This is a genomic window from Streptomyces sp. NPDC037013 (assembly GCF_055607265.1).
Window position 1 is genome coordinate 638,201 of record NZ_JBVJRV010000005.1, and the last position, 23,805, is coordinate 662,005.

Below are 23,805 nucleotides of genomic sequence, written 5' to 3' on the forward strand. Positions count from 1 at the left end.
CGGGGGATCCAGCGCGCCCCCCGCTCCCTTCCCCCCTCAGCGAGCCACCGCCGCGCAATACGACGGGTCGTGGGTCAGTAGGTTTCTGTGGGTGTCTTCTGCTGTGATTTTGCCGTCGTTCAGGATCAGGACCCTGTCCGCCGTGTCCAGGAGGGCCGGGCTGCTGGTGATCACCAGGGTGGTGCGGCCGCGGCGGAGCTTCGCGATGTTGCGGGCGATGAGTTGTTCGGTGACCGCGTCGACCGCCGTCGTCGGGTTGTGCAGGACGAGGACCTCCGTGTCGGCGGCGAGCGCGCGGGCCAGAGAGAGTCGTTGGCGCTGGCCTCCGGAGAGGTTGGCGCCGCGGTCGCGGACGGCGTAGTCGAGGCCCTCGCGGTGCAGGGCGACCACGTCGGTCAGCATGGACGCCTCAACCGCTTCGGGGACCGAACCACTCGTCCCCGAAGGGTCGATGTTCGTGCGCAGGGTGCCGGCGAAGATCTCCCCGTCGTACGGGTTCACCAGCATGTGTTCGCGGACCGCCTCGACCGACAGGTCGGCGAGCTCCTGTCCGCTGAGGCGCACCACGCCCTCGTACGCGCCGGGCGGGACGTTCACCGCGAGGATCGACGCGAGGTCGGCGACGGCGCGCGGCTGGTACCCGGCGATCGCCACGAATTCGCCGGCCTTCACTGTGAAGCGCAGGTCGTGCAGCGAGCCGTACCGGACGCCGTCGACCTCCAGGTCGCCGCCCGCGGCCGGGCGGGCAGGCCCCGGCTCGGTCACGGGCGGCGCCGAGAGCACCAGCGCCATCCGCTCGGCCGACGCCCGCGCGATCATCACGTACTTGGGCATCTCGGAGAACATCTTCAGCGGCTCCATGATGAACTGCGCGAGGCCCACGGCCATGACGAGTTCACCGATGGTGATGCCGCCCTCGAAGGCCAGCCAGCCCGCCGTCAGGGTCACCGCCGCGGCGAGCACCGCGTTGAGGGCCTGGGCCGTGCCGGCGTAGACGCCGTTGACCTTGGCGACCGTGACCGACTGGTGTCTGGCCTCCGCGCTGACGGCCCGGTAGGAGCGGAACGCCGCGTGGTTGCCGCCGAAGCCGTGCAGCGGGCGCAGGCCGGTGATCAGGTCGGCGACCTTCGCGCCGGCCCGCGCCACCCGCGACTGCTGCTCGCGGGTGCTCGATCCGATCCGCTTGGACATGACGCTGAGGACCGTGAGGATCGCGACCGTGCCGACGATCACCAGGAGGCCGAGCCGCAGGTCGGCCATGCCGAGGGCGACCGCCGCGACCACCACCGCCACCAGCGAGCTGACCAGGAGCGGCACCACCTCGATGATGTCGGCGGTCTGGTCGGCGTCCTCGGTGGCGATGGTCAGGATCTCGCCGGACTTCAGGTCGACGTCCCGGGCCACCGGCTGGAGCCCGCAGCCGGCGACCCGCACCCGCCAGCGGTGCGCCTCGGTCGTGTTGGCCTTCTGCAGGACGCGCATGCCGAACCGCCACGACAGCGAGACCGTCGTGATGATCACGGCGAGCGCGGCGATGGAGAGGCCGAGCGCGCCGAGCGTGCGGTCGTCCCGCATCGTGTGCTCGACGATGAGGCCGAGCGCGATGGGGAACGCCGTCTCACCGGCCTGGTAGAGGCCCATGAGGAGGGTGCCAAGGGCCATGGCGCCGATGTTGCGGCGCAGGGCGGTCCTGAGGATGTCGGACCCCTTGCGGGGCCGCTGCGGGTCGGGGGTCGGCTCAGTTGTCATCGAGATGGCGGGCAATCGCTTCCGGGGTTCGCAGGGTGAACAGGTCACGGATGGTGACCACGGGGCCGTACTCGCGGCGGAGCAGCCCGATGAGTCGTACCGCCAGCATGGAGTGTCCGCCGAGGGAGACGAAATCGCTCACCGCGCTCACCTCGTCGTCGTCGAGGTCCAGGGCTTCGGCGAAGAACTCGCAGACCACGGTCTCGGTCTCGGTGCGCGGGCCGCGCTCCCCCGCCGTGGTCAGCGCGCCCAGCGGTTTGGCCTCGGGCAGCGCCTTGGTGTCGGCCTTCCCGTTGACGGTGAGCGGGATGGCGTCGACCTGGGCGTAGTGCGTCGGGCGCATGAAGTCCGGCAGCGCGGCGCCCACTTCGGCGGCGACGTCGGCCAGGTCGCCGTCGTCGAGCACGAGGTAGGCGGCGAGCCGATAGGCGCCGTCGACCTGCGGGTCCGGCTGGGCGACCGCGGCGGCGAACCGCACGGCCGGGTGGGCGGCGAACGCCGCCTCGACCTCGCCCGGTTCGACCCGGTGGCCGCGGATCTTGACCTGCTGGTCGGTGCGGCCCAGGTACGTCAGGTTCCCGTCGGGCCTGCGCACGACGAGGTCACCGGTGCGGTACATCCGCTCGCCGGGCGCGCCGAACGGGCACGCCACGAAGCGGTGCGCGGTCTGGGCGGGCTGCCCGAGGTAGCCGCGGGCGATGCCGACGCCGGACACGTACAGCTCGCCGGGCACACCGTCCGGCAGAGGCCGCAGCCACGGGTCGAGGACGTACACGTCGGTGTTGTCGATCGCGACGCCCACCACCGGGTCCTGGCACTCGAAGGTGCCGACGCCGAGGGTGTTGATGGTGTACTCGGTGGGTCCGTAGAGGTTGTAGCCGACGGTGCCCTCCGTCTCGGCGAGCCGCCGCCAGAGCGCCGGGGTGACGGCCTCGCCGCCGAGCAGCACCAGTGCGGGCCGCCGTTCGGGCTTGTCGAGGAGGCCTTCGGCCACCAGCTGCTGGGCGTAGGTCGGGGTGACGTTGACGACGTCGATCCCGTGTTCCAGGCAGTACGCGACCAGGGCGGGCGCGTCGCGGCGCAGTTCCTCGTCGCAGATGTGCACCTCGTGGCCGTCGGCGAGCCACAGGAGCTCCTCCCACGACATGTCGAAGGCGAACGACACCGTGTGCGCGATCCGGAAGGTCCGGTGGCCGTGCTCGGCGAGGACCGGTTCGAAGATCCGCCGCTGGTGGTTGATCAGCATGTTGGTGAGCCCGGCGTACTCGGTCACCACGCCCTTGGGCTTTCCGGTCGACCCGGAGGTGTAGATCGTGTACGCGGGGTGCCGCAGGCGGTCCGGGTCGTCCGGCGCGAACGTCACGTACGGTTCGGCGGCGGGCAACGGGCCGTCCAGTTCGATGAGTTCGCCGTCTCCCGCGACCTCGGGGGTGAGCCGGGGCGAGACCGAGCTCACCGTGAGGATCACGTCCGGGCGGGCGTCGGCGACGATCGCCGCGATCCGCTCGTCGGGGTGGTCGAGCTCCAGCGGCACGTACGCGGCGCCGACACGCAGCACGGCGAAGAGCGCCACGATGGAGTCGAGGGAGCGCGGGATCGCGAGGCCCACGTTGGTCTCGGGGCCGATGCCGCGTGCGGCGAGCACGCCCGCCACGGCGCGGCTGCGGTCCCGCAGTCCGGCGAAGGTCATGGTCGAGCCGTGGGCGACGAGCGCGATCCGGTCGGGGTCGCGGTCGGCCGCCGCGTCGAACCGGTCGACGACGGTGTCGGTGCCGACCTCGGTGCGCGGGGCGGGCTCGGGCCGCCGGCCGAGGCCGGGCAGGGCGCCGACCGGTCCGGTGGAGCGGGCCAGGTCCTCCAGGACCCGTACGTAGTCGTCGAGGAGACGGCGGGCGTCGTCGGTGTCCCCGTGGCGGTGCTCCAGCTTCACCGTGAGCCGGTCGCCGGGGGTGACGACCCAGGTGTACGGGTAGTGGGTGGAGTCGTCGGCCTTCACCGACGTGATGCCGTGCCGGGAGTTCATCTCGGCGAACGCGTCCATGTCCAGGAAGTTCTGGAGCACGAACAGGTTGTCGAACAGGGTGTCGTGGCCGCTGGCCCGCTGGATCTCGCCGAGCCCCAGGTGCTCGTGCTCCATCGCCTCGACCCGGGCGGCCTGGACGGCGGACAGGTAGCTGCCGACGGTCTCGTCGGGGCGGGCCCTCGTCCACATGGGCACGGTGTTGAGCAGCACGCCGACGATGTCGGACAGGCCCTCGCCGTCGCGTCCGGAGACGGTCACGCCGAACACCGCGTCGCCGCGACCCGTGTGCGCGCCGAGCAGCAGGCCGAAGGCACCGGTGAGCACCGAGTTGAGGGTGACGCCGTGGGCCTTGGCCGTCTCCCGCAGCAGCGTGGACTGCTCGGCGGAGAGGGTGTGCACGAGGGCGGGCGGCAGCTCCTGGGAGAGGGCCGGCGCCGGTCCGGCGAGCAGGGTCGGGCCCGGCAGTTCGGCCAGGTGCTCCGCCCAGAAGCGCTCCGACACGGCCGCGTCCCTGGCGTCCAGCTCCCTGGCGTACTCCTCGAAGCTCGGCGTGGCCGGGCTCGCGTCGAGCGGTTCGCCCGCGAGGACGGCCTCGTAGGCGTCGAAGAGGTCCCGCAGCACGATCTCGCGGGACCAGCCGTCCCACAGCAGCAGGTGGTAGCTGAACAGCAGGCCGTCGCGGTCGCCGGGCAGGCGGACCACGGTCAGCCGGATCAGCGGCGGTTCGGCCGGGTCGAAGCCGGTGTCGCGGTCGCGGGCGCGCAACGCCTCGACCTCGGCGTCGCCGGTCAGCTCGACCGTGCGGACGTCGACGCGACGGCCCGCCTTGAGGACCTGGACGGGGTTCCCGTCGTCGTCGGTGGTGAATCCTGCGCCGACGACCGGGTGCCGTGCGATGACGTACTCCATCGCACGGGCCAGCGCGTCGGCGTCCAGGCGCCTGTCGAAGGTGAACCAGCTCTGCGCGACGTAGTGTCCGGCCGCCCCCGCAAGCTGGGCCTGGAAGAACAGGCCGCGCTGGAGGGGGGTGACCGGCGCGGTGCGCTCGGCGGTCACGGAGGCGTCCGCGACGCGCTCCAGCGCGCTCGTCCAGTACTCGGTGATCTCGTCGGGGACGCCATCGGCGAGGGTGAACGCGGCATGCAGGCTGCCGGTGGCGTCGTCGGTCCAGGCATTGACCTCGACGGCGTACGGGCTGCCCTGGTCGCCGCAGGTGACGTGCACGGCCTGCGACTCGCTGCCCCGGCCCAGGTAGTTGAAGAGGACCTGCGGGCGGGCGGTGAGCAGCGGGGCCGTCTGCGGGTTGAGGTACCGCAGCCTGCCGTACGCGACGTGCCCCTCCTCGTCCGGCTGGCGCTCGGCGACCTCGCGCGCCGCGGCGACGGGGTCGGTGTGCGCGGTGAGCCGCACGGGTGCGATGGACGTGAACCAGCCCACGGTGCGCGTGTAGTCGTGGTGGTCGAGTGCGGGCACCCGGCCGTGTCGCTCCAGCTCGACCGCGAGGTCGGTGGGCGAGGGCTGGACGTGGGTCAGCGCGGTGCGCAGCGCGCCGCAGAGCAGTTCGGTGAGGCCGACGCCGAGGGCGGCGGGCGCGGTGCGCGTCACCAGGTCGCTGACGTCGGGCGCAAGGACGACGGTGGTCTCGCGCAACGCGCCGACGGCCGGGAGGAGTTCGGGCGCCCGCAGCGTGTCGATCCAGTGCCCCAGGGTGTCGCTCGCCTCGGTGGCGCGGAGGGTCAGCGCCTCGGCGTACTCGGCGTAGGAGGTGGTCGGCGGCGCGAGCCGCGCCCCGCTCAGGGCGGTGGCCAGGTCGTCGAGGATGACCAGCCAGGACACCGCGTCGACGGCGATGTGGTGGACGGTGACGACCAGGGTGCGGCTCGCCTCGAGCCAGGAGAACGCGATGACGTCCCCGGCCTCGGGGTCGAGCCGCCCCGCGGCCTCGTTCGCGGCCGCCGCCGGGTCGGCCGCGGCGCTTTCGTCGCGTACGACGGTGACGTCACGGGCGGGTTCGGTGCCGAGCGCCCACACGCCGTGCTCGACGCGCAGCCGCAGCCGCAGCGCCGGGTGCGCGGCCACGACGGCGTTCGCGGCGCGCCGGATGTCGGCGAAGCCGGTGCCTTCGGGGACCGGCACGGTCCTGGCCTGGGCGAACCGGTCGAGTGAGCCGCCGAGTTCGCGCTGGCGCAGGATGATCGGCGTGGGCGGCAGCGGGCCGTCCGTACGCCGGTCCGGTGCGGGCGCGGCGGCGGCCCGCGGTGCGCTCTCGCCCAGGTGCTCGGCGAGCGCGCGCGGCGTGCGGAAGAGGAACACGTCCCGGGGCGCGATCGGCAGGCCGAGCGCCCTGGCCCGGTTGATCACGGTGATGGCGACGATGCTGTCGCCGCCGGCGGCGAAGAAGTCGGTGTCGGCGTCCGCGACGGCGCCGGGCAGCGTCTCGGTGAAGATGCCGACCAACTGGTCGAGCGCGCGGTCGCCCGCACCGGCCGGCGCGTCGTGGCCGGCCGGGTCGTCCGTGCCGTCGGGGACGGCGGCGGCGCGCGCGGTGAGCGCCGCGCGGTCCAGCTTGCCGTTGACCGTCAGCGGCAGGGCGTCCAGGAGCAGCACCCGGCCCGGCACCATGTGCACGGGCAGCTTCGCGGAGAGCAGGTCCGCGAGGTCACCGGGGACCCGGCCCACGACGTGCGCGACGAGGTGGTCGCCGCCGTCGGCGACGGTGACGGCCACGTCGGTCACTCCGTCGAGTTCCCGGACCGCGGACTCCACCTCGCCCAGTTCGATGCGGAAGCCCTTGAGCTGCACCTGGTCGTCGGCGCGGCCCGCGAACTCCAGCTCGCCGTCGAGCGTGCGGCGGGCGAGGTCGCCGGTGTGGTACATCCGGGAGCCGTCGTCCGCGAACGGGTTCGCCACGAACCGGCCGGCGGTCAGGCCGGCCCGGCCGAGGTAGCCGAGCGACACCTGGTCGCCCGCGACGTAGATGGCGCCCACCCGGCCCGGCGGGACCGGCCGGAGCCGGTCGTCGAGCAGGTAGGTGACGAGACCGGGGATCGGGCCGCCGATGGGGCTGACGTCGTCGTCGGAGCGGAAGTCGTCGTCGGTCAGGACCCGGTGGGTGACGTGGACGGTCGTCTCGGTGATGCCGTACATGTTGACCAGCTCGGGCGAGCTTGTGCCGTGCCGGTCGACCCAGGCGCGCAGCCGCCCGAGGTCCAGCGCCTCACCACCGAAGATGATCTTCCGCAGCGTGGTGACCGGCTCGCCGGCGTGCCGGTCGGCCTCGATGAACTGGTAGAACGCCGACGGCGTCTGGTTGAGCACCGTCACGCCGCGCTCGCGGACCAGCCGGTGGAAGTCGAGCGGCGAGCGGGTCAGGCCGTACTCCGGCACGAGCAGCTCACCGCCGTGTGCCAGCGCGCCCCACAGCTCCCAGACCGCGAAGTCGAAGGAGAAGGAGTGGAACTGCACCCACACGTCGTGCGGTCCGAACTCCATGTCGGGCCGGGTGTTGGCGAGCAGCGTCACCACACTGGAGTGCGGGACGACGACGCCCTTGGGCCGGCCGGTCGAGCCGGACGTGTAGATCACATACGCGGGGTCGTGCCAGCCCGCTCCGGCCGCGGGCGTCTTCGGCGCGTCCGTCGGCGGTTCGTCGCCCTGGACGAGGACGCGGGCCGTCGTGCCGGTCCGGTCGAGGAGGCGGGTGAAGCGGTCGCGCTGGTCGCGGTCGACGAGGACGACCTGCGGGGCGGCGTCGGCGAGGATGTACTCCAGGCGCTCGTCGGGGTAGGCGAGGTCCAGCGGTACGTACGCGCCGCCCGCCGTGACGATCGCGACCAGGGCGACGACCTGCTCCACGGAGCGGGGCACGGCGACGGCGACCCGCTTGCCGGGGCCCACCCCCGCCGCGCGCAGGGTGGCGGCCAACTCGTCCTTGGCGGCCGCGAGTTCGCCGTAGGTCAGGGAGCGGGTGGTGCCGTCCAGGGCGCACTGGGTGACGGCGGTGGCCGCCGGGTCGCGGTGCGCGGCGGCGTCGAACAGGCCGCCCAGGGTCGTCGGTTCGATGCGGGCGGGCAGCCGGTCCCCGGCGGATGCCAGGTCGTCGACGAGGGCGTCCGGCCGCGTGAGCAGGCCGGTGAGGGTGCGGTCGAAGGTCCGCAGGATCTCCTGGGCGCTCTCCTCGCGCAGGAGTTCGCCGTCGTAGATGAGGTTGAAGCGCGGGCGGCCGTCGGGCGCGCGCTCCACGACCAGGGTCAAGGGGTAGTGCGGGGCGCCCTCGTTGACGATGTCGGTGATGACGAGCTCGGCACCGGGGGTGCGCAGGCCGTCGACGTCGGTGGCGACGTCGAAGACCACCAGCGTGTCGAAGAGCGATCCCGCCCCCGCCTGGCGGGCGATCCGCGCCAGCGAGACGTGCTGGTGCGGCAGTACGGCGCTCTGGTGCTCGCGCACCGAGGCGAGCAGGTCGCGTGCCGTGGTCGTGGCCGCCCAACGGGCGCGCACCGGAATGGTGTTGATGAACAGGCCCACCATGTCCCCGATGCCGGGCACATCGGCGTCGCGCCCGGAGACGGTGGAGCCGAAGACGACGTCGTCGCCGTGCAGGATGCCGCCCAGGGTCACGGCCCAGGCGCTGTGCACGGCCACGCTCAGCGGCACTCCGGCCGCCCGGACGGCGGCATCGATGTCGTCGGCGGGCTGCACGGCGGTGTCGGCGAACCGGTCGGAGGGGGTGTGTCCCTCGGCGACCAGAGAGGCGCCGGGGAGTTCGGCGAGCTCCTCGCCCCACACCCGGTCGCTCTCGTCGTCGTCGCGTCCGGCGAGCCAGCCGACGTAGTCGGCGAAGCCGCCGATCGGGTGGACCGTGCCGGGCGCGTGGTACTCGGCGAGCAGCGCGTGCAGCATCGGCGGCACCGACCAGCCGTCGGCGATGATGTGGTGCACGGTCTGCACCAGGACGTGGCGGCCGGCGTCGGCACGGATGAGCGTGTACCGCATCAGCGGCCCGGTGGCCAGGTCGAACCCGGCGCGGCGGTCGCGCTCGGCGAGTTCGCGTATCTCGGCGTCGGTGATGCCGGGGCGGTCGAGGACGGTGAAGGGCGCCTCGACTCCGCTCTCCAGGACGGAGACGACACGGCCGTCGGCGAGGGCGGTGAACCGTGCGGCCAGGTTCGGGTAGAGCGCGAGGAGGCGGGTGGCGGCGGCCGCGAGGCGGTCGGCGTCGACGTCGCCGTCCGGCGCCCGGAGGGTGAGGAGCTGCTGCTCGACGTAGGCGCCGGCCGAGTCGTCGTCGAAGACGGAGTGGAAGTACAGGCCTTCCTGCAGCGGGGTCAGCGGCAGGATGTCGCGCAGCGCGGGGCCGTCCAGGGCGTCCACGTCGGCCTGGGTGAGCGGGACCAGCGGGAAGTCGCTGGGCGTGTGGCCGCCCTGGTCGAGCGCGGCGAGACCGGCGAGGGCGGTGCGGAAGTAGCCGCCGAGCGTGGCGATGTCCTCGTCGGTGAACATGCCGTCGGGCCAGGAGATGGTGGTGACCAGCTCGTACTCGCCGCCGGTGGCGGCCGGTTCGGCGATCGCGTTGAACTCCAGGGCGCGCGGCAGCCGCATCCGCGGGTCGCGCTTCTCGCCCAGCTGGCCGGTGGCGCCGGTGAGCTGCCAGTCGCCGGAGGCGCCGGCGTCGAAGCGGCCCAGGTAGTTGAAGAGCACCTGCGGTGCGGGCGCGTCGAACCGGGCGTCGCCCAGGTAGCGCAGGGCGCCGTACGAGAGGCCGTTGCCGGGCACCCGGGCGAGGTCTTCCTTGACCGCCTTGAGTGCGGCGGCGAGGTACTCGGGAGCGGTGAGGTCGGCGGCGGTGCCGGGGTCGACGGTCACCGGGAACAGGGTGGTGAACCAGCCCACGGTGCGCGACAGTTCGGGCTCGAAGCCGGCGGCGTCCGCCACGAAGCGTCCCTCGCGGCCGTGGCCCTCCAGCTCGATGTGGGCGAACGCCTGGTCCTGGCCGAGGTCGCGGCGCCACCGGGCCAGGGTGACGGCGAGCGCGGTCAGGAGCACGTCGTTGACGCCCGCGTGGAACTTGGCGGGGATCTCGCCGAGGAGCGCGGCCGTGACCTCGGGTCCGACCGTGACGGTCTGCAGCCGTTCCCGGGCGACGGTGTCGGCGTCGGAGAGGGCGCGTCGGCCCACCGGCCGGTCGTCTCCCGGCAGGGGACGCCGGTAGTGGTCGAGGTCCGCCGTGAAGTCCGCGCGGTCGAGGAGCTGGGTCCAGCGCCGGAACGACGTGCCGACCGGGGGCAGTTCGACCGGCTCGCCCGCGGTGAACCGGCGCCAGGCCGTGGCCAGGTCCTCCATCAGGACCCGCCAGGAGACGCCGTCGATCACCACGTGGTGGACGACCACGACGAGCTGGCGGTCGGCGCGGCGCCAGACGGCGCGCAGCATCACGCCGTCGTCCGGGGCGAGCCCGTCGGTGGCGAGCGCGACGCACGCGTCGAGCGGCAGGTCGCTCTCCTGCCAGGCGGGCCCGGCCGGGGCCGCGTCCGGGATGTCGAAGCTCCAGCGGTCGCCGCGCACCAGCCGGGCGCGGAGCATGGGGTGGTGTGCGAGGACGGCGGCGAGGATCCGGTCCAGGGCCTCGGGCGTCAGCTCCGCCGGGGTGTTCACCACCACGGACTGGACGAAGCCGTCGATCGCTCCGGTGGTCTCGCCGAGCCACTGCACGATGGGCGATCCGACGACGGTGCCGGTCGCCACGTCCCCGTGGTCGACGGTGGAGACGTCCTCACGGCTGGCCACCGCGGCGAGGGCGCCGACCACGCTGTGGGTGAAGATCTGGCGGGCCGTGACGTACAGGCCGGCGTCGCGCAGGGCGCTCAGCAGCGAGATGGTCAGGATGCTGTCGCCGCCGAGCTGGAAGAAGTCCTGGTCGACGCCGACCTGGTCGAGCTGGAGCACCGCTGCGACGGCGGCGCAGACGGCGCGCTCGTTCTCGGTGGTGGGCGGGGCGATCGTGCCCGTGGTGGCCGTGGGCTCGGGCAGCGCGTTGCGGTCGAGCTTGCCGTTGGCGGTGAGCGGGAACTCCGTCATCACGACGATGTGGGTGGGCACCATGTACTCGACCATGTGCCGGGCGGCCCAGGCCTTGACGTCGTCCGCGGTCAGCCGCTCCTCGCCGGCGGCCGGGATCACGTAGCCGACGAGGTAGGTGCCGCCCGCCGTGTTCTTCTTCGCGACGACACAGGTGTGGCGTACGGCGGGGTGTTCGGCGAGGCCGACCTCGACGTCCTCGATCTCCAGGCGCATGCCGCGGATCTTGATCTGGTTGTCGGCGCGCCCGAGGAAGTCGAGGGAGCCGTCCGGGGCGAACCGGGCGAGGTCACCGGTGCGGTAGAGCCGCGACCCGTCCGAGGCGAAGGGGTTGGCGACGAAGCGGGAGGCGGTCAGGCCGGGCGCATTGACGTAGCCGCGGCCCAGGAGGAAGCCGCCCACGTACAGTTCGCCGCCGACCCCGACGGGGACCGGGCGCAGCTCGTCGTCGAGGACGTACAGCTGGGTGTTGGGGTTGGCCCTGCCGATCGACGTCGACAGGCGTTCTGCGGCGCCGCGGTAGATGACGTGGGAGACGCCGATCGTCGTCTCGGCCGGGCCGTAGCCGTGGTACATGGGGATGTCGAGCCGGGTGCGGAACCGCTCGTAGAGCTCGGGTGTCAGCACCTCGCCGCCGCACCAGACGTGCCGCAGGCTGTCGAGGCGGCCGGAGTCGCCGGCCATCTCCAGGAGCACGTCCAGCATGGACGAGACCAAGTACGTGAAGGTGACGCGCTGTTCGGCGATGACGCCGAGCAGGTGGTGCGGGTCGCGTTCGCCGCCGGGCCGCAGGACCACCAGCCTGCCGCCGCTCACCAGCGGCAGGAAGATCTCGTTGATGGAGATGTCGAAGGAGAGCGGCGCCTTGAAGAGGGAGGCGTCGTCGTGGCCGAAGCCCAGGATCTCGTCGACCTGCCAGAGCAGGCGCTCGCTGATCGCCTCGTGGCGGATCATCGCGCCCTTGGGCCGGCCGGTCGAACCGGAGGTGAAGATCACGTACGCGAGGGCGTCGCCGGCGACGGTGACGTCGGGCGCCTGCGCGGGAAGCGAGCCGAACGCCCAGTCGCCGAGGTCCACGGCGACGGCTTCCGGTTCGTCCGGGGCGTGTTCGCCGGTGGCGTTGAGCTGGAGGACGACGCGGGCGTCCTCGATGACGACGGCCCGGCGCTCGGCGGGCCACTGCGGGTCGAGCGGCACGAAGGCGCAGCCGGCCTGGAGGACGCCGAGCAGGCCGATCACCATGTCGGCGGAGCGGCCGAGGGAGATGCCGACGACCTGTTCGGCGGTGAGGCCGCGGTCGATGAGGTGGTGGGCCAACTGGGCGGACCGCTCGGCCGCCTCACGGTAGGTCAGCGACCGGTGCTCGTCGACGACGGCGACGGCGTCCGGCCTCTTGAGCGCCTGCTCGCGGAACATCTCCACGATGGTCGGGCGGACCCGGTCGGCGTGGGTGTCGTTCCACTCGGCCAGGGTCTTCAGCCGCTCCTCGGTGCCGACCGGGGCGATGGTGCCGAGCGGGCGGTCCGGGAAGTCGGCCAGGTCGTCCAGTGCGCGCTGCGCGTCGGCCGGGGTGACCCCGTCGGGGACGGGGAGGTGCCAGCCGTCCGTGCCGGCCTCCCGACTGCCGGGCCCGGTACCGCCGTTGTCGACCCAGCCGAGGACGTCGGCGAAGAGGGTGGCGGGGGTGAGCTCGATGCCCTCGGGGCTGCGGGCCGTGGCCCAGTAGTCCAGGCCGATGGCGCACGCCTCGGCGATGGTCCGGTCGGCGTGGTCACCGACCCGCCGGCGTATGCCGGCCAGGTGGGCGGGGGAAAGCAGTGCGAGGCGAGCGCTCGGTTCCATCATCGAAGACAGCGTCCCTTCCAGGTCATCGCAGTTAGGCTAACCTAAATTAGGGTTGCCTAACTACCCTCTCGCCAGGCCCGCCACAGACGCGCGTACCGGCCACCCAGGGCCACCAACTCGTCGTGGGTGCCCTGCTCCACCACACGCCCCGCGTCGAGCACGGCGATACGGTCCGCCGCCATCGCCTGCGTCAGCCGGTGCGCCACGAAGAGCGTGGTCCGCCCCGCGCACGCCGCCAGCACGGCACGCTCCAGCTCCGCGGCGCCCTCGCTGCCCGCCTCCGCCGTCGACTCGTCGAGTACGACCACCGGCGCCCGGCCCAGCACGAGCCGGGCCAGGGCGATCTGGGCGATCTTGGTGCCGTCCAGCCGCTCACCGCCCTCGCCGACCATGGTGTCCAGCCCTTCGGGCAGCGCGTCGACCCACCCGTGGGCGCCGACGGTCCGCAGGGCGTCCATGAGTTCGGCGTCGGTCGCACCCGGTGCGGCGAGCCGCAGATCCTCGGCGAGCGGACCGGAGAACACATGTGTCTCCTGCGTCAGGATGCTCACCAGGGCCCGCGCCGCCGCCTCGTCCAGCTCGCCCAGGTCCTGCGATCCGACGCGCACCGACCCGGCCTGCGGGGTCCCGATGCCCGCGATCAGCGCGGCCAGCGTGGACTTGCCCGCGCCCGTCGCGCCCACCAGGGCGAGCGAACCACCGGCCGGAATCGTCAGGTCGACGTCCTTCAGGACGGGTTCGTCGGCGCCGGGATAACGGAACGTCAGGCCCCGCACGGTCACCGGATGCGGCCCCTCGCCCGCCGCCTCGACGGAGGCGTCACCCACGAGGCGTTCCTCCGCGGACTCCCCCAGCACCCCGACGAGACGGGTCAGGCTCGCGCCGGATTTCTGCGCCTCGTCGAAGGTGAACATGATGGCGCCGAGCGGGGTGAACAGCCGGTGGAACATCAGCGGGGCCGCCGACACCTCGCCCAGGGTGGCGGCATCGGCCTCCAGCAGGGCGTATCCCACGACGAGGATCAGGACGAGTCCGATGAACTCGGCGCGGTTCTCCCGGCCGACGAACCGGCCGAAGAAGCGGAAGACGTCGATCCCGAGGTCGCGCACCCGCCAGGACTCCTTGTTCACCCTCTCGCGCACCGAGTCCTCCAGGCGGTACGCCCGGACCGTGTCGATCCCGTTCAGGCCGCTGATGAGCGCCTGCGCCCGGTCCGCCTGGGCCACCCGCTGCTTGCGGTAGAGCGGCGCGGAGCGCGGCAGGTACCAGCGCAGGGCCAGCGCGTACGCGGGCAGCGCGCCGGCGCCCGCGAGGCCGAGCCGCCAGTCGAGGCCGAACATGCCGACGGTGGCGATGAAGACCAGTACGCCCGCCGAGAAGACCGTGGGGATGGCCGTGCGGATTCCCTTGGAGAGCACGGCCACGTCGTCACCGACCCGGGAGAGCACGTCTCCCCGGCCGACCTGTTCGATCCGTGCGCTCGGCATGCCGAGGACCGCGCGGACGGCGCCCTCGCGCAGCCGCGCCAGCAGGTCCGCGCCGAGCCGGCCGATCAGATAGGTCGACAGGGCGGTGGCCACCGCGCCGAGCAGCGCGGCGACCGCCATCAGCACGCCGACGGTGGTGAGGACCGAGCGCGAATCGCCCCCGACCACCCCGTCGACCACCCGGCCGAGGAGGAGGACGGGGAGGATTTGCAGCGCGGCCCCGGCCACCGTGCTGAGCACGGTGGCACTCGTGAGCCAGGGCACCTCGCGGCAGTGTCTCGAGACCCACCGGGTGGCCTCGCGTCCGGTCGCCGTGCGCAGGGTCGCCGGGGCGGCGGGGTTCTCGGTGGTGCGGGTCTCGGTGGTGCTCACACGTACGCCAAGTCGAAGCGGGGACGGGACGGGTTGAACGGCACTGCTACTCGACCGACTTGACGAGCTCGTCGATCGCGTACGGGAGGGAGAGCGCGGTGCCCTGGGACATCGCCGCGCCGACCGCCGGGCCCTCGCTGTCGAGCAGGTAGGACACGTGGCCCTTCTTGACGGCCTTCAGGTTCTTGAACAGCTCGAACTTCTTCAACGACGCGGTGTCGGCCTTGTCGTTGATGACGATGATGCGGTCCACGTCGACCAGGTCCGTGCGCTCGGGCGAGAGTTCGGTGGAGAACTTGCCGCCCGCGATCTTGTCGATCTTGGTCTGGTACTTGAAGCCGATGCCCGTCAGGAGCCGGCCGCGCACGTCCTTGGAGGTGAACGGGTTGATGGCGTCCTTGTACCAGGAGAGCGCGACGGAGGTCTGGTCCGCGAACTTCGGGTGCGCCTTCTTCGCGGCGGAGAGCTTGCCCTCGATGCCCTTGACGAGCTTCTTGCCCTCGTCCTCCTTGCCCAGCGCCTTGGCGATGTGCACCGTGTTGTCCTGCCACGGCGCGCTGAACAGTTCCTTCTCGCCCTTGGTGCGGCCCACTGTCGGGGCGATCTTGGAGAGCTTGTCGTAGCCCGCCTTGTCGATCTCGGAGTAGACCGCGATGATCAGGTCCGGGCGCAGGGCGGCGATCTTCTCGTAGTTGGGGCCGGAGTCGCCGTTCTCCATGACGACCTCGGGCTTGGTGCCGCCCCACTTGTCCTTCACCCAGGGCCACTGGGTGTTGATGTCGGGGGACTTGCCCGACGGGTTCGGGTACTGGTCGACCATGCCGACCGGCTTGGTGCCGAGGGCGAGGACGGCCTGGTCGTCGGTGTAGCCGACGGTGACGACCCGCTTGGGCGCCTTGGTGATCTTGGTGGATCCGAACGCGTGCTCCACGGTGACCGGGAACGTGCCGCCCGCGGCCGCCTGCGTGTCGTCGCTCGACGAGTCCTCCGAACCGGAACCGCATCCGGCGAGGAGGCCGACGCCGAGGGTCGCGGCGGTCACTGCCGCCGCCAGCCGCCGCCAGGGCTTCGTGAGCGTCGTTCGATGGAGGAGCATCCGGATTCCCTTGCTTTCGCGCTGAACGCTGAGCCCCAGTTTCAGGGCAGCCAAACCTTAACCTGCTTAGGTGAGGTTAGCCTAGCCTTACCAGCGCATTCCACCAAGGGATCAGCCGAGTTGTACGTGCGTACGACCGATCGGCACGATCAGCGGGCGGTCGGCGGCCGGGTCGTCGACCACCTTGGCGCGCAGCCCGAAGGCCTCGTAGAGGAGCTCCGCGGTGATCACGTCGCGGGGGTGGCCCTGCGCGAGGATCGAACCCGCCTTCATCACCACGAGGTTGTCGCTGTAGCGCGTGGCCAGGTTGAGGTCGTGCAGGACCATGACCACGGTGTTGCCCGACTCGTGCAGGTCGTCCACGAGGTCCAGGACGTCGATGGCGTGCGCTAGGTCCAGGTAGGTGGTCGGCTCGTCGAGGAGCAGCAGGTCGGTGCCCTGGGCCAGGGTCATCGAGATCCAGACGCGCTGGCGCTGCCCGCCGGAGAGCGAGTCGACGGGGCGGTCGGCCAGGTCGGAGACGCCCGTCATGGCCAGCGCGCGCTCGACGACGCCGGCGTCGTCCGATGACCACTGCCGCAGCCAACTCTGGTGCGGGTGGCGGCCCCTGGCGACCAGGTCGGCCACGGTGAGCCCTTCCGGGGCGACCGGCGCCTGCGGGAGCAGGCCCAGCTTCTTCGCCACGTCCCGGGTCTTGAGCTTGTCGATGTCCTGGCCGTCGAGCACGACGGATCCCTTGGCGGGCTTGAGGAGCCGCGTCAGGGTGCGCAACAGGGTCGATTTGCCGCAGCCGTTGGGGCCGATGATCGTGGTGATCACGCCGGGCGGGATCGCCACGTCGAGGCCGTCGATGACCGTCCGGCTGCCGTAGCCGACGGTGACGCCCCTGGCGGCGAGCCGTGCGGGGTCCTCGACCCCGGACTCGATCTCGGTGATGGACTGAGCGACCACAAGCCCCCCTAATATTAGGTTTGCCTCACCTTTGTATCAGCTCCACGGGGCGTCCCGGCTCCCGGGCGGCTACTTGAGGTTCGCCCGGACCAGGAGATAGACGAGGAAGGGCCCGCCGATCGCGGCGGTGACCACACCGACCGGCAGGGAGCCGGGCAGCACCGTGCGCGCCGTCAGGTCGGCGCCGATCAGCAGCAACGCGCCGACCAGGCCGGAGGCGGCCATCGGCGGCGTCGGGTGCCGCGTCAGACGCATCGCCACCTGCGGCGCCACCAGCGCGACGAACGGCACCGGGCCCGCCGCGCTCACCGCCACGGCGGCCAGCAGCACCGCGCACAGCAGCAGGACCGCACGCACCCGCGAGTACCGGACGCCGAGCCCGGCCGCCACGTCGTCGCCGAGATGCAGCGGCTTGAACTGGAAGGAGGCGGCGGCCACGACGAGCAGCAGGGCCAGGGAGCACCAGAGCGCCACCCGGACCTCGTCCCACGAGCGGTTGTCCAGCGAACCGACCAGCCACGCCTGGGCCCTGGCCACGTCCCTGATGTCCGCCGAGGTCAGCAACCAGGTCGTGATCGCCTCCATCACGGCGCTGACGGAGATGCCGATGAGGATGAGGCGGAACCCGTCGACGCCCCGCCGCCACGCGAGGAAGTACACGAGCAGGCCCGTGCCGAGTCCGCCGGCGAGCGCCGCCGCGGAGAGCCCCACGGAGTCGACGACCGCGGCGGCGGTCCCGCCCGTGACCGTCACGAGGAAGACCGCGACCGCGCTGGCGCCTCCCGTGATGCCCAGGATGTCCGGGCTGGCCAGGGGGTTGCGCGCGACCGCCTGCGTGATGGCCCCGGAGACGCCGAGGGCGATGCCGACGACGAGTCCGGCGAGCGCCCGCGGCATCCGCAGGTCCATGATCACGAACTCGTCGACCTGTTCGCCCCGGCCGACGAGCGTGGCGATCACGCGGGAGATGTCGATGGGGAAGTCGCCGACGCTGATGGAGAGGCAGAACACCAGGAAGGTCGCCGCCGCAAGCAGCAGCGTGACGAGGACGAGCCAGGGCCGCCAGACGAACGACATCGGGCCGAGCCGCAGCCCCGGCGCCACCGAGGGCTTCACGTCCGTCCCGTTCATGCGCTCTTGTGCCCCACTAATGCTGGTGCGCTCCGGTGTCGCGCTCGCGTGCTTCTCTGTCCCGCTCATGCGTTCTTGAACTTTCCTCGCCACACCAGGACCGCGAAGAACGGCGCCCCGAGCAGCGCGACGACGACGCCCGCCTCCAACTCCCCGGGCCGCACCACGAGTCGCCCGACGATGTCGCAGACCAGCAGCACGAGGGCGCCGAGCAGGCCCGCGTACGGCACGAGCCAGCGGTAGTCGGGGCCGGTCAGGTATCTGGCCACGTGCGCGACCATGAGTCCGAGGAAGGCGATCGGGCCGCACGCCGCCGTCGCCGCCCCCGCGAGGAGGGTGATCGCGAGGATGCCGATGGTCCGGCTCAGCGCGATGTTCACCCCGAGTCCGCGGGCCACATCCTCGCCCAGGTTGAGCAGGTTGAGGGCGGGCAGCCTGGTCAGCGCGAGGAGCAGGCCGACCCCGATGAAGAGGGTCACCGGCCAGATGACGTCGAAGCCGACCCCGGCCACCGAGCCCGCGTTCCAGAAGCGGAGCGCGTTGAGCGACTTCTGGTCCGAGAGCGCCACCGCCGTGGTCATCGCGGCGAGGAAGACGGTGATCCCCTGCCCCGCCAGCGCGAGGGTGAGGGGGTTGCCGGCCCCTCGTCCGATGCTCGCCAGGCCGAACACGACGACGCCGGCGACCGCCGCTCCAACGAACGCGAACCAGACGTATTGGTACGGGTTGGAGAGGCCGAAGACGGCGATGACCGACACCACGGCGAACGAGGCGCCGGCGTTGACCCCCAGCAGGCCCGTGTCCGCGATGGGGTTGCGCGTGTACCCCTGGATCAGGGCGCCGCCGACGCCGAGGGCGATGCCCGCCACGACCGCGAGCACCGTCCGGGGCAGGCGCACGGTCCGCACGATGAGCCGGATCTCGGTGAGCCGCTGGTCCGCGTCGGGCGCGTCGAACAGGCCGTGCCAGACCTCGGTGGGGCTCAGCGAGCGCGCGCCGACGGCCAGGGAGAGCGCGGCCGCGATCACCAGGGCCGCGGCCAGCGCGCCGAGGCCGGCAACCCGGCGGCGGCGGGCCTCTGTTGTCCCCCTCGCTACGGGGCGCTCAACTGCAGTCGTGCTCATTCGACGTACGTTATCCCTTTGATCGGACCGGGACGCACGGCCGGTGGGACGGGACGGCGGGCGGGGCCGGTGGGGAGAACCGGCCCCGCGGGTGGTCCGGTGGGCGGACCGGCGGCCCGGCTAGCGGGCGGCGCTGCCGGTCTCGTCGGCCACCGGACGGGCACCGGTGGAGGCGGACTCCGCGTCGCGGGCGCGCACCGAGTCGAGGATCTCGCCGACGCGGATCGCGATGTTGGACAGGAGCGACGACGTGATGCCGTGGGTGTGCTCCGTACCGCCCTGGAGGTATATCCCGCAGCGCAGGTCGGGGTCGGTGGCGATGCGGTAGTCGCGCTCGACGCGGACGCGGCCGGTGTCGTCGCGCAGGCAGCGGTCGGCGACCTCGCCGAGGATGCCGACGGGGTCGGCGGGGCTGTAGCCGGTGGCGAACACCACGACGTCGGCGTCGAGCGCCGACTCCTCACCCGTGACGAGGGACTTGACGGTGGCGCGGACGCTGTCGTCGGTCTCCTTGACGCCCGTGAGGCGGGAGATGTTGAGGAAGCGCAGCCGCTCCGTGCCGAGGACCTTCTCCCGGTACATCTCCCGGTACAGGTCGTCGATGAGGTCGATGTCCACCACGGAGTAGTTGGTGTTGCCGTGGTAGTCCATCAGCCGGCGCTTGACGTCTTCGGGGGCGTCGAAGTACTCGTCGACGGCGTCGGGGTCGAAGATCCGGTTGGCGAAGCTGCTGTCGTCGGCGGGGCTGTAGCCGTAGCGCGAGAAGACGGCGCAGACCTCGGCATCGGGGAAGCGGCGGTGCAGGTAGGCGACGTTCTCCGCGGCGCTCTGGCCGGCGCCCACGACGACGAAGCGGGAGGGCGAGGTGCCCGCCGCCTCGTGGGCCGCCGCGAGACCGTCGACCTTCGACAGGAGGTCGGAGTTGTGCCAGACGCGCTCGCCGCGCTCGATGCCCTCGGGCATGAGGGGGCGCAGTCCGGTGCCGACGACGAGGTTGCGGGCCCGGTGGACCGCGAGGCCCTCCGCCGAACGGACCGTCACGTCCAGGTACTCCACGACGCCGTCGCTCACGTACGGCGTGACGCCGACGACCTCGTGGCCGTAGGAGACCTGGTCGTCGACCTTGGCCGCGGCCCACTCGAGGTAGTCGTGGAACTCGACCCGCAGCGGGAAGAGGTTCTTGTGGTTGATGAAGTCGGTCAGGCGCCCCTTGCTCTTCAGGTAGCAGAGGAAGCTGAACTCACTGGTGGGATTCCGCTGCGTCACCAGGTCCTTGAGGAAGGACACCTGCATGGTCGCGTCGTCGATCAGCATCCCGCGGTGCCAGCCGAAGCGCGGCTGCTGCTCGAAGAAGTGGGCGGTGACCGTCTCCTCCCTGCCGACGCCTGCGTTGTGCTCGCTGAGCGCGATCGCCATCGCCACATTGGACGGACCGAAGCCGATGCCAATGAGGTCGTGGACCAGTGGTGCGTCGCCAGGAAGAACCTGTGACATGTCACTCCCATCGTGCGGGGAAGCCGCCTGTCAGGCGTGGGGGAAGGTACAGATGGTGGGCGCGTCGACACAGCGACCCACTCGAACTTAGGTGAGCCTAAGCTAATCCTGCGAAGCTGTCGACCCACCCGGTGAACCGAGCGGGGGTCAGGGCGCGAAGATCGACTGCGGCCGGGGCGGGCCGGCCGGCCTTTCAACTGGGGCGTCAAGTGGACGCGTTGCCTAATAAGGTAAGGCTTGCTTTACTTGTCGTCGGCCATTCCCTGCTCTGAGGAGGAACCCCATGCGGGTCGTCATGTTCGGTTACCAGACCTGGGGGCACCGCACCCTGCAAGCCCTCCTGGACTCCGAGCACGACGTGGTGATGGTCGTGACGCACCCCAAGAGCGAGCACGCGTACGAGAAGATCTGGAGCGACTCCGTCGCCGACCTCGCCGAGGAGCACGGCGTCCCCGTGCTGATCCGCAACCGCCCTGACGACGAAGAGCTGTTCCAGCGCCTCAAGGAGGCCGACCCGGACATCATCGTCGCCAACAACTGGCGTACGTGGATTCCCCCGCGCATCTTCGACCTGCCGCGCCACGGCACGCTGAACGTCCACGACTCGCTGCTGCCGAAGTACGCCGGCTTCTCCCCCATCATCTGGGCGATGATCAACGGCGAGTCCGAAGTGGGCGTCACCGCGCACATGATGGACGGCGAACTCGACGCCGGTGACATCGTCCGGCAGGAGGCGGTCGCGGTCGGCCCGAAGGACACCGCCACCGACCTCTTCCACAAGACCGTCGACCTCATCGCCCCGGTCACCATCGGCGCGCTCGACCTCATCGCCTCCGGGCAGACGGAGTTCACCAAGCAGGACCGCTCGCAGGCGAGCTTCTTCCACAAGCGCTCTGCCGAGGACATCCGCATCGACTGGACCTGGCCGGCCGAGGACCTCGAACGCCTGGTCCGCGCCCAGTCGGCGCCGTACCCCAGCGCCTTCTGCTTCCACAAGGGCAAGCGCCTGGAGATCGTCTCCGCCGTGGTCTCCGAGAACCGCTACGGCGGTACGCCCGGCCGCATCTTCTACCGCGAGGGCGAGGGCGTGGTCATCGTCGCCGGCGCCGACGCGCGCACCGGCCGCAACCACGGCCTGGCCATCACGCGCGTACGGACCGAGGACGGCCGCGAGCTGCCCGCGACGGAGTACTTCACCTCCATGGGCGGCTACCTGACCAGCCGCCCCTGACGCGGCGGCAGTTCCCCGCGCGCCGGGTGTCTCCTCGCCGCGACCGGCTCAGCCCGCCGCGGCGAGGACCAGGGGCAGCACCTGCTCGGCGCCCGCCCTGCGCAGGAGCCGGGCGGCGACCGCGAGGGTCCAGCCGGAGTCGGTGGAGTCGTCCACGAGCAGGACGGGCCCCGGCGAACCGGCCAGGGCGGCGGCCAGGTCGTCGGGGACGGTGAAGGCACCGGACAACGCCCGCAGGCGCTGCGCGGAGTTGCTGCGGCGCGCCGCGTGGGCGCCGTCCGGCCCGGTGTACGCGAGCGTGCCCAGGAAGGGGAGACGGCCGACGGACGCGATCCCCTGGGCGAGGGACCCGACGAGCTGCGGACGGGTCCGGGACGGCACGGCCACAACGCCCACCGGCCGGGCCACGGCATCCGGGACGTCCGGCGCCCACCCGCCCGGCGAACGCGCCCAGTCGGCGATGACCGCCACGGCGGGGCGCAGGACGTCGTCGGGCACCGGGCCGTCGGGCGCCTGCTCGGCCAGGAGCGGACGCAGCCGGTTTCCCCAGCCGATGTCCGAGAGCCGTCCCAGGGCCCGGCCCGTGGAGCACTGCTCCTTGGCCGGAATACGTCCCTTGAGGTCAACTCCCAGAGCGGGCATGCCCGTCGGCCACATGCGGCGCGGCTCGATCTCCACCCCGGGGCGGTCCAGCTCCTTCGCCGCGCCGGTCAGCGCCTCGGCCGACACGGCGGAGTCCGTCCAGGGTCCGGCGCAGTTGTCGCAGCGGCCGCACGGGGCCGCCCCCTCGTCGTCCAGCTGACGGCGCAGGAACTCCATCCGGCACTGGTCGGTGCTCACGTAGTCGCGCATGGCCTGCTGCTCGGCCTGGCGCTGCCGGGCCACCCAGGCGTACCGCTCGGCGTCGTACACCCACTCGCGGCCGGTGGAGATCCAGCCGCCCTTGACCCGCTTGACCGCCCCGTCCACGTCGAGAACCTTGAGCATGGTCTCCAGACGGGTCCGGCGGAGCTCCACCAGGGCCTCCAGGGCCGGCACGGAGAGCGGCCGGCCCGCGTCGGCGAGCGCGGAGAGGGTCTGGCGGACCTGCTCCTCGGGCGGGAAGGCGGTGTCGGCGAAGTAACGCCAGATGGCCTCGTCCTCCTTGCCGGGCAGCAGCAGCACGTCGGCGTGCTCCACCCCGCGACCGGCGCGGCCCACCTGCTGGTAGTACGCGATCGGCGAGGACGGCGAGCCGAGGTGGACCACGAAGCCGAGGTCCGGCTTGTCGAATCCCATGCCCAGCGCCGAGGTGGCGATCAGGGCCTTGACGCGGTTCTCCTGGAGGTCGGTCTCGGCCTGGAGGCGGTCGGCGTTCTCCGTGCGGCCGGTGTAGGAGGCCACATCGAAGCCGCGCTGGCGCAGGAAGGCGGTGGCCTCCTCGGCGGCGGCGACGGTCAGGGCATAGACGATGCCGGAACCCTGCAACTCGCCGAGGTGCTCGGCGAGCCAGCCCAGCCGGTGCGCGGCGTCCGGCAGCCGGACGACGCCGAGCCGCAGGGACTCCCTGTCCAGCGGGCCGCGCAGCACCAGGGCCTCACCGGCGCCGGTGCCGAGCTGCTCGGCCACGTCGGCGGTCACGCGGGCGTTGGCGGTCGCCGTGGTGGCGAGGACCGGCACGCCGGCCGGAAGCTCGGTGAGCATCGACCGCAGCCTGCGGTAGTCCGGCCGGAAGTCGTGGCCCCAGTCGGAGATGCAGTGCGCCTCGTCCACCACGAGCAGGCCCGTCGTCGCGGCGAGCTTGGGCAGCACCTGGTCACGGAAGTCGACCGAATTGAGCCGCTCCGGGCTGACGAGGAGGACGTCGGTCTCGCCGCGCTCGACCTCGCCGTAGATGGCGTCCCACTCCTCCGGGTTGGCGGAGTTGATGGTGCGCGCCTGGATGCCGGCGCGCGCGGCCGACTCGACCTGGTTGCGCATCAGCGCGAGCAGCGGCGAGATGATCACCGTCGGTCCCGCGCCGCGCCGCCGCAGCAGCGCGGTGGCCACGAAGTACACCGCCGACTTGCCCCAGCCGGTGCGCTGCACGACCAGAGCCCGCCGCCGCTCCTCGACCAGGGCGGCCACCGCCTGCCACTGGTCCTCGCGCAGCCGCGCGGAGCCCCCCGGGTCACCGACGAGCTCGGCGAGGATGGCGTCGGCTTCGGTGCGGAGCTCCAGGTTGTCCATGCACCCATGCAACCCGA

The 23,805-nt window shown here is 72.1% G+C and carries 10 protein-coding genes; 1 reads left to right on the plus strand and 9 read right to left on the minus strand.

Annotated features, from left to right (window positions below):
- Positions 1-36 precede the first annotated feature (36 nt).
- The 8 genes from ACZ7DY_RS21810 to ACZ7DY_RS21845 all read right to left on the minus strand — a co-directional run bounded on the left by ACZ7DY_RS21810 (position 37) and on the right by ACZ7DY_RS21845 (position 20,349).
- Positions 37-1,749, minus strand: coding sequence for an ABC transporter ATP-binding protein (locus ACZ7DY_RS21810; RefSeq protein WP_471137598.1), 1,713 nt, complete (start codon positions 1,747-1,749; stop codon positions 37-39).
- Complete coding sequence (locus tag ACZ7DY_RS21815) at positions 1,739-12,694, minus strand: amino acid adenylation domain-containing protein (protein WP_471137599.1); 10,956 nt, start codon at positions 12,692-12,694, stop codon at positions 1,739-1,741. The genes ACZ7DY_RS21810 and ACZ7DY_RS21815 overlap by 11 nt, the downstream gene beginning before the upstream one ends.
- Positions 12,695-12,750: 56 nt before the next feature.
- Complete coding sequence (locus ACZ7DY_RS21820) at positions 12,751-14,553, minus strand: ABC transporter ATP-binding protein (protein WP_471137600.1); 1,803 nt, start codon at positions 14,551-14,553, stop codon at positions 12,751-12,753.
- Between the two features lie 46 nt (positions 14,554-14,599).
- Positions 14,600-15,649 carry an iron-siderophore ABC transporter substrate-binding protein gene (locus ACZ7DY_RS21825; protein ID WP_471137601.1) on the minus strand — a complete coding sequence of 350 codons (1,050 nt, stop codon included), beginning with the start codon at positions 15,647-15,649 and terminating at the stop codon, positions 14,600-14,602.
- Between the two features lie 111 nt (positions 15,650-15,760).
- On the minus strand, positions 15,761-16,600 hold the full coding sequence (locus ACZ7DY_RS21830; protein WP_471137602.1) for an ABC transporter ATP-binding protein: 840 nt from the start codon (positions 16,598-16,600) through the stop codon (positions 15,761-15,763).
- Positions 16,601-16,669: 69 nt separating this feature from the next.
- On the minus strand, positions 16,670-17,731 hold the full coding sequence (locus tag ACZ7DY_RS21835; RefSeq protein WP_471137603.1) for a FecCD family ABC transporter permease: 1,062 nt from the start codon (positions 17,729-17,731) through the stop codon (positions 16,670-16,672).
- 65 nt (positions 17,732-17,796) lie between these two features.
- On the minus strand, positions 17,797-18,855 hold the full coding sequence (locus tag ACZ7DY_RS21840; RefSeq protein ID WP_471137604.1) for a FecCD family ABC transporter permease: 1,059 nt from the start codon (positions 18,853-18,855) through the stop codon (positions 17,797-17,799).
- 120 nt (positions 18,856-18,975) lie between these two features.
- Positions 18,976-20,349 carry a lysine N(6)-hydroxylase/L-ornithine N(5)-oxygenase family protein gene (locus ACZ7DY_RS21845; protein WP_471137605.1) on the minus strand — a complete coding sequence of 458 codons (1,374 nt, stop codon included), beginning with the start codon at positions 20,347-20,349 and terminating at the stop codon, positions 18,976-18,978.
- Positions 20,350-20,632: 283 nt separating this feature from the next.
- Here ACZ7DY_RS21845 and ACZ7DY_RS21850 point away from each other — a divergent pair, with 283 nt between their 5' ends.
- Complete coding sequence (locus tag ACZ7DY_RS21850) at positions 20,633-21,580, plus strand: methionyl-tRNA formyltransferase (RefSeq protein WP_471137606.1); 948 nt, start codon at positions 20,633-20,635, stop codon at positions 21,578-21,580.
- A 48-nt stretch (positions 21,581-21,628) separates the two neighbouring features.
- Here the strand turns inward: ACZ7DY_RS21850 and ACZ7DY_RS21855 are convergent, their stop codons facing one another.
- On the minus strand, positions 21,629-23,788 hold the full coding sequence (locus ACZ7DY_RS21855) for a RecQ family ATP-dependent DNA helicase (protein WP_471137607.1): 2,160 nt from the start codon (positions 23,786-23,788) through the stop codon (positions 21,629-21,631).
- Between the last annotated feature and the right edge of the window lie 17 nt (positions 23,789-23,805).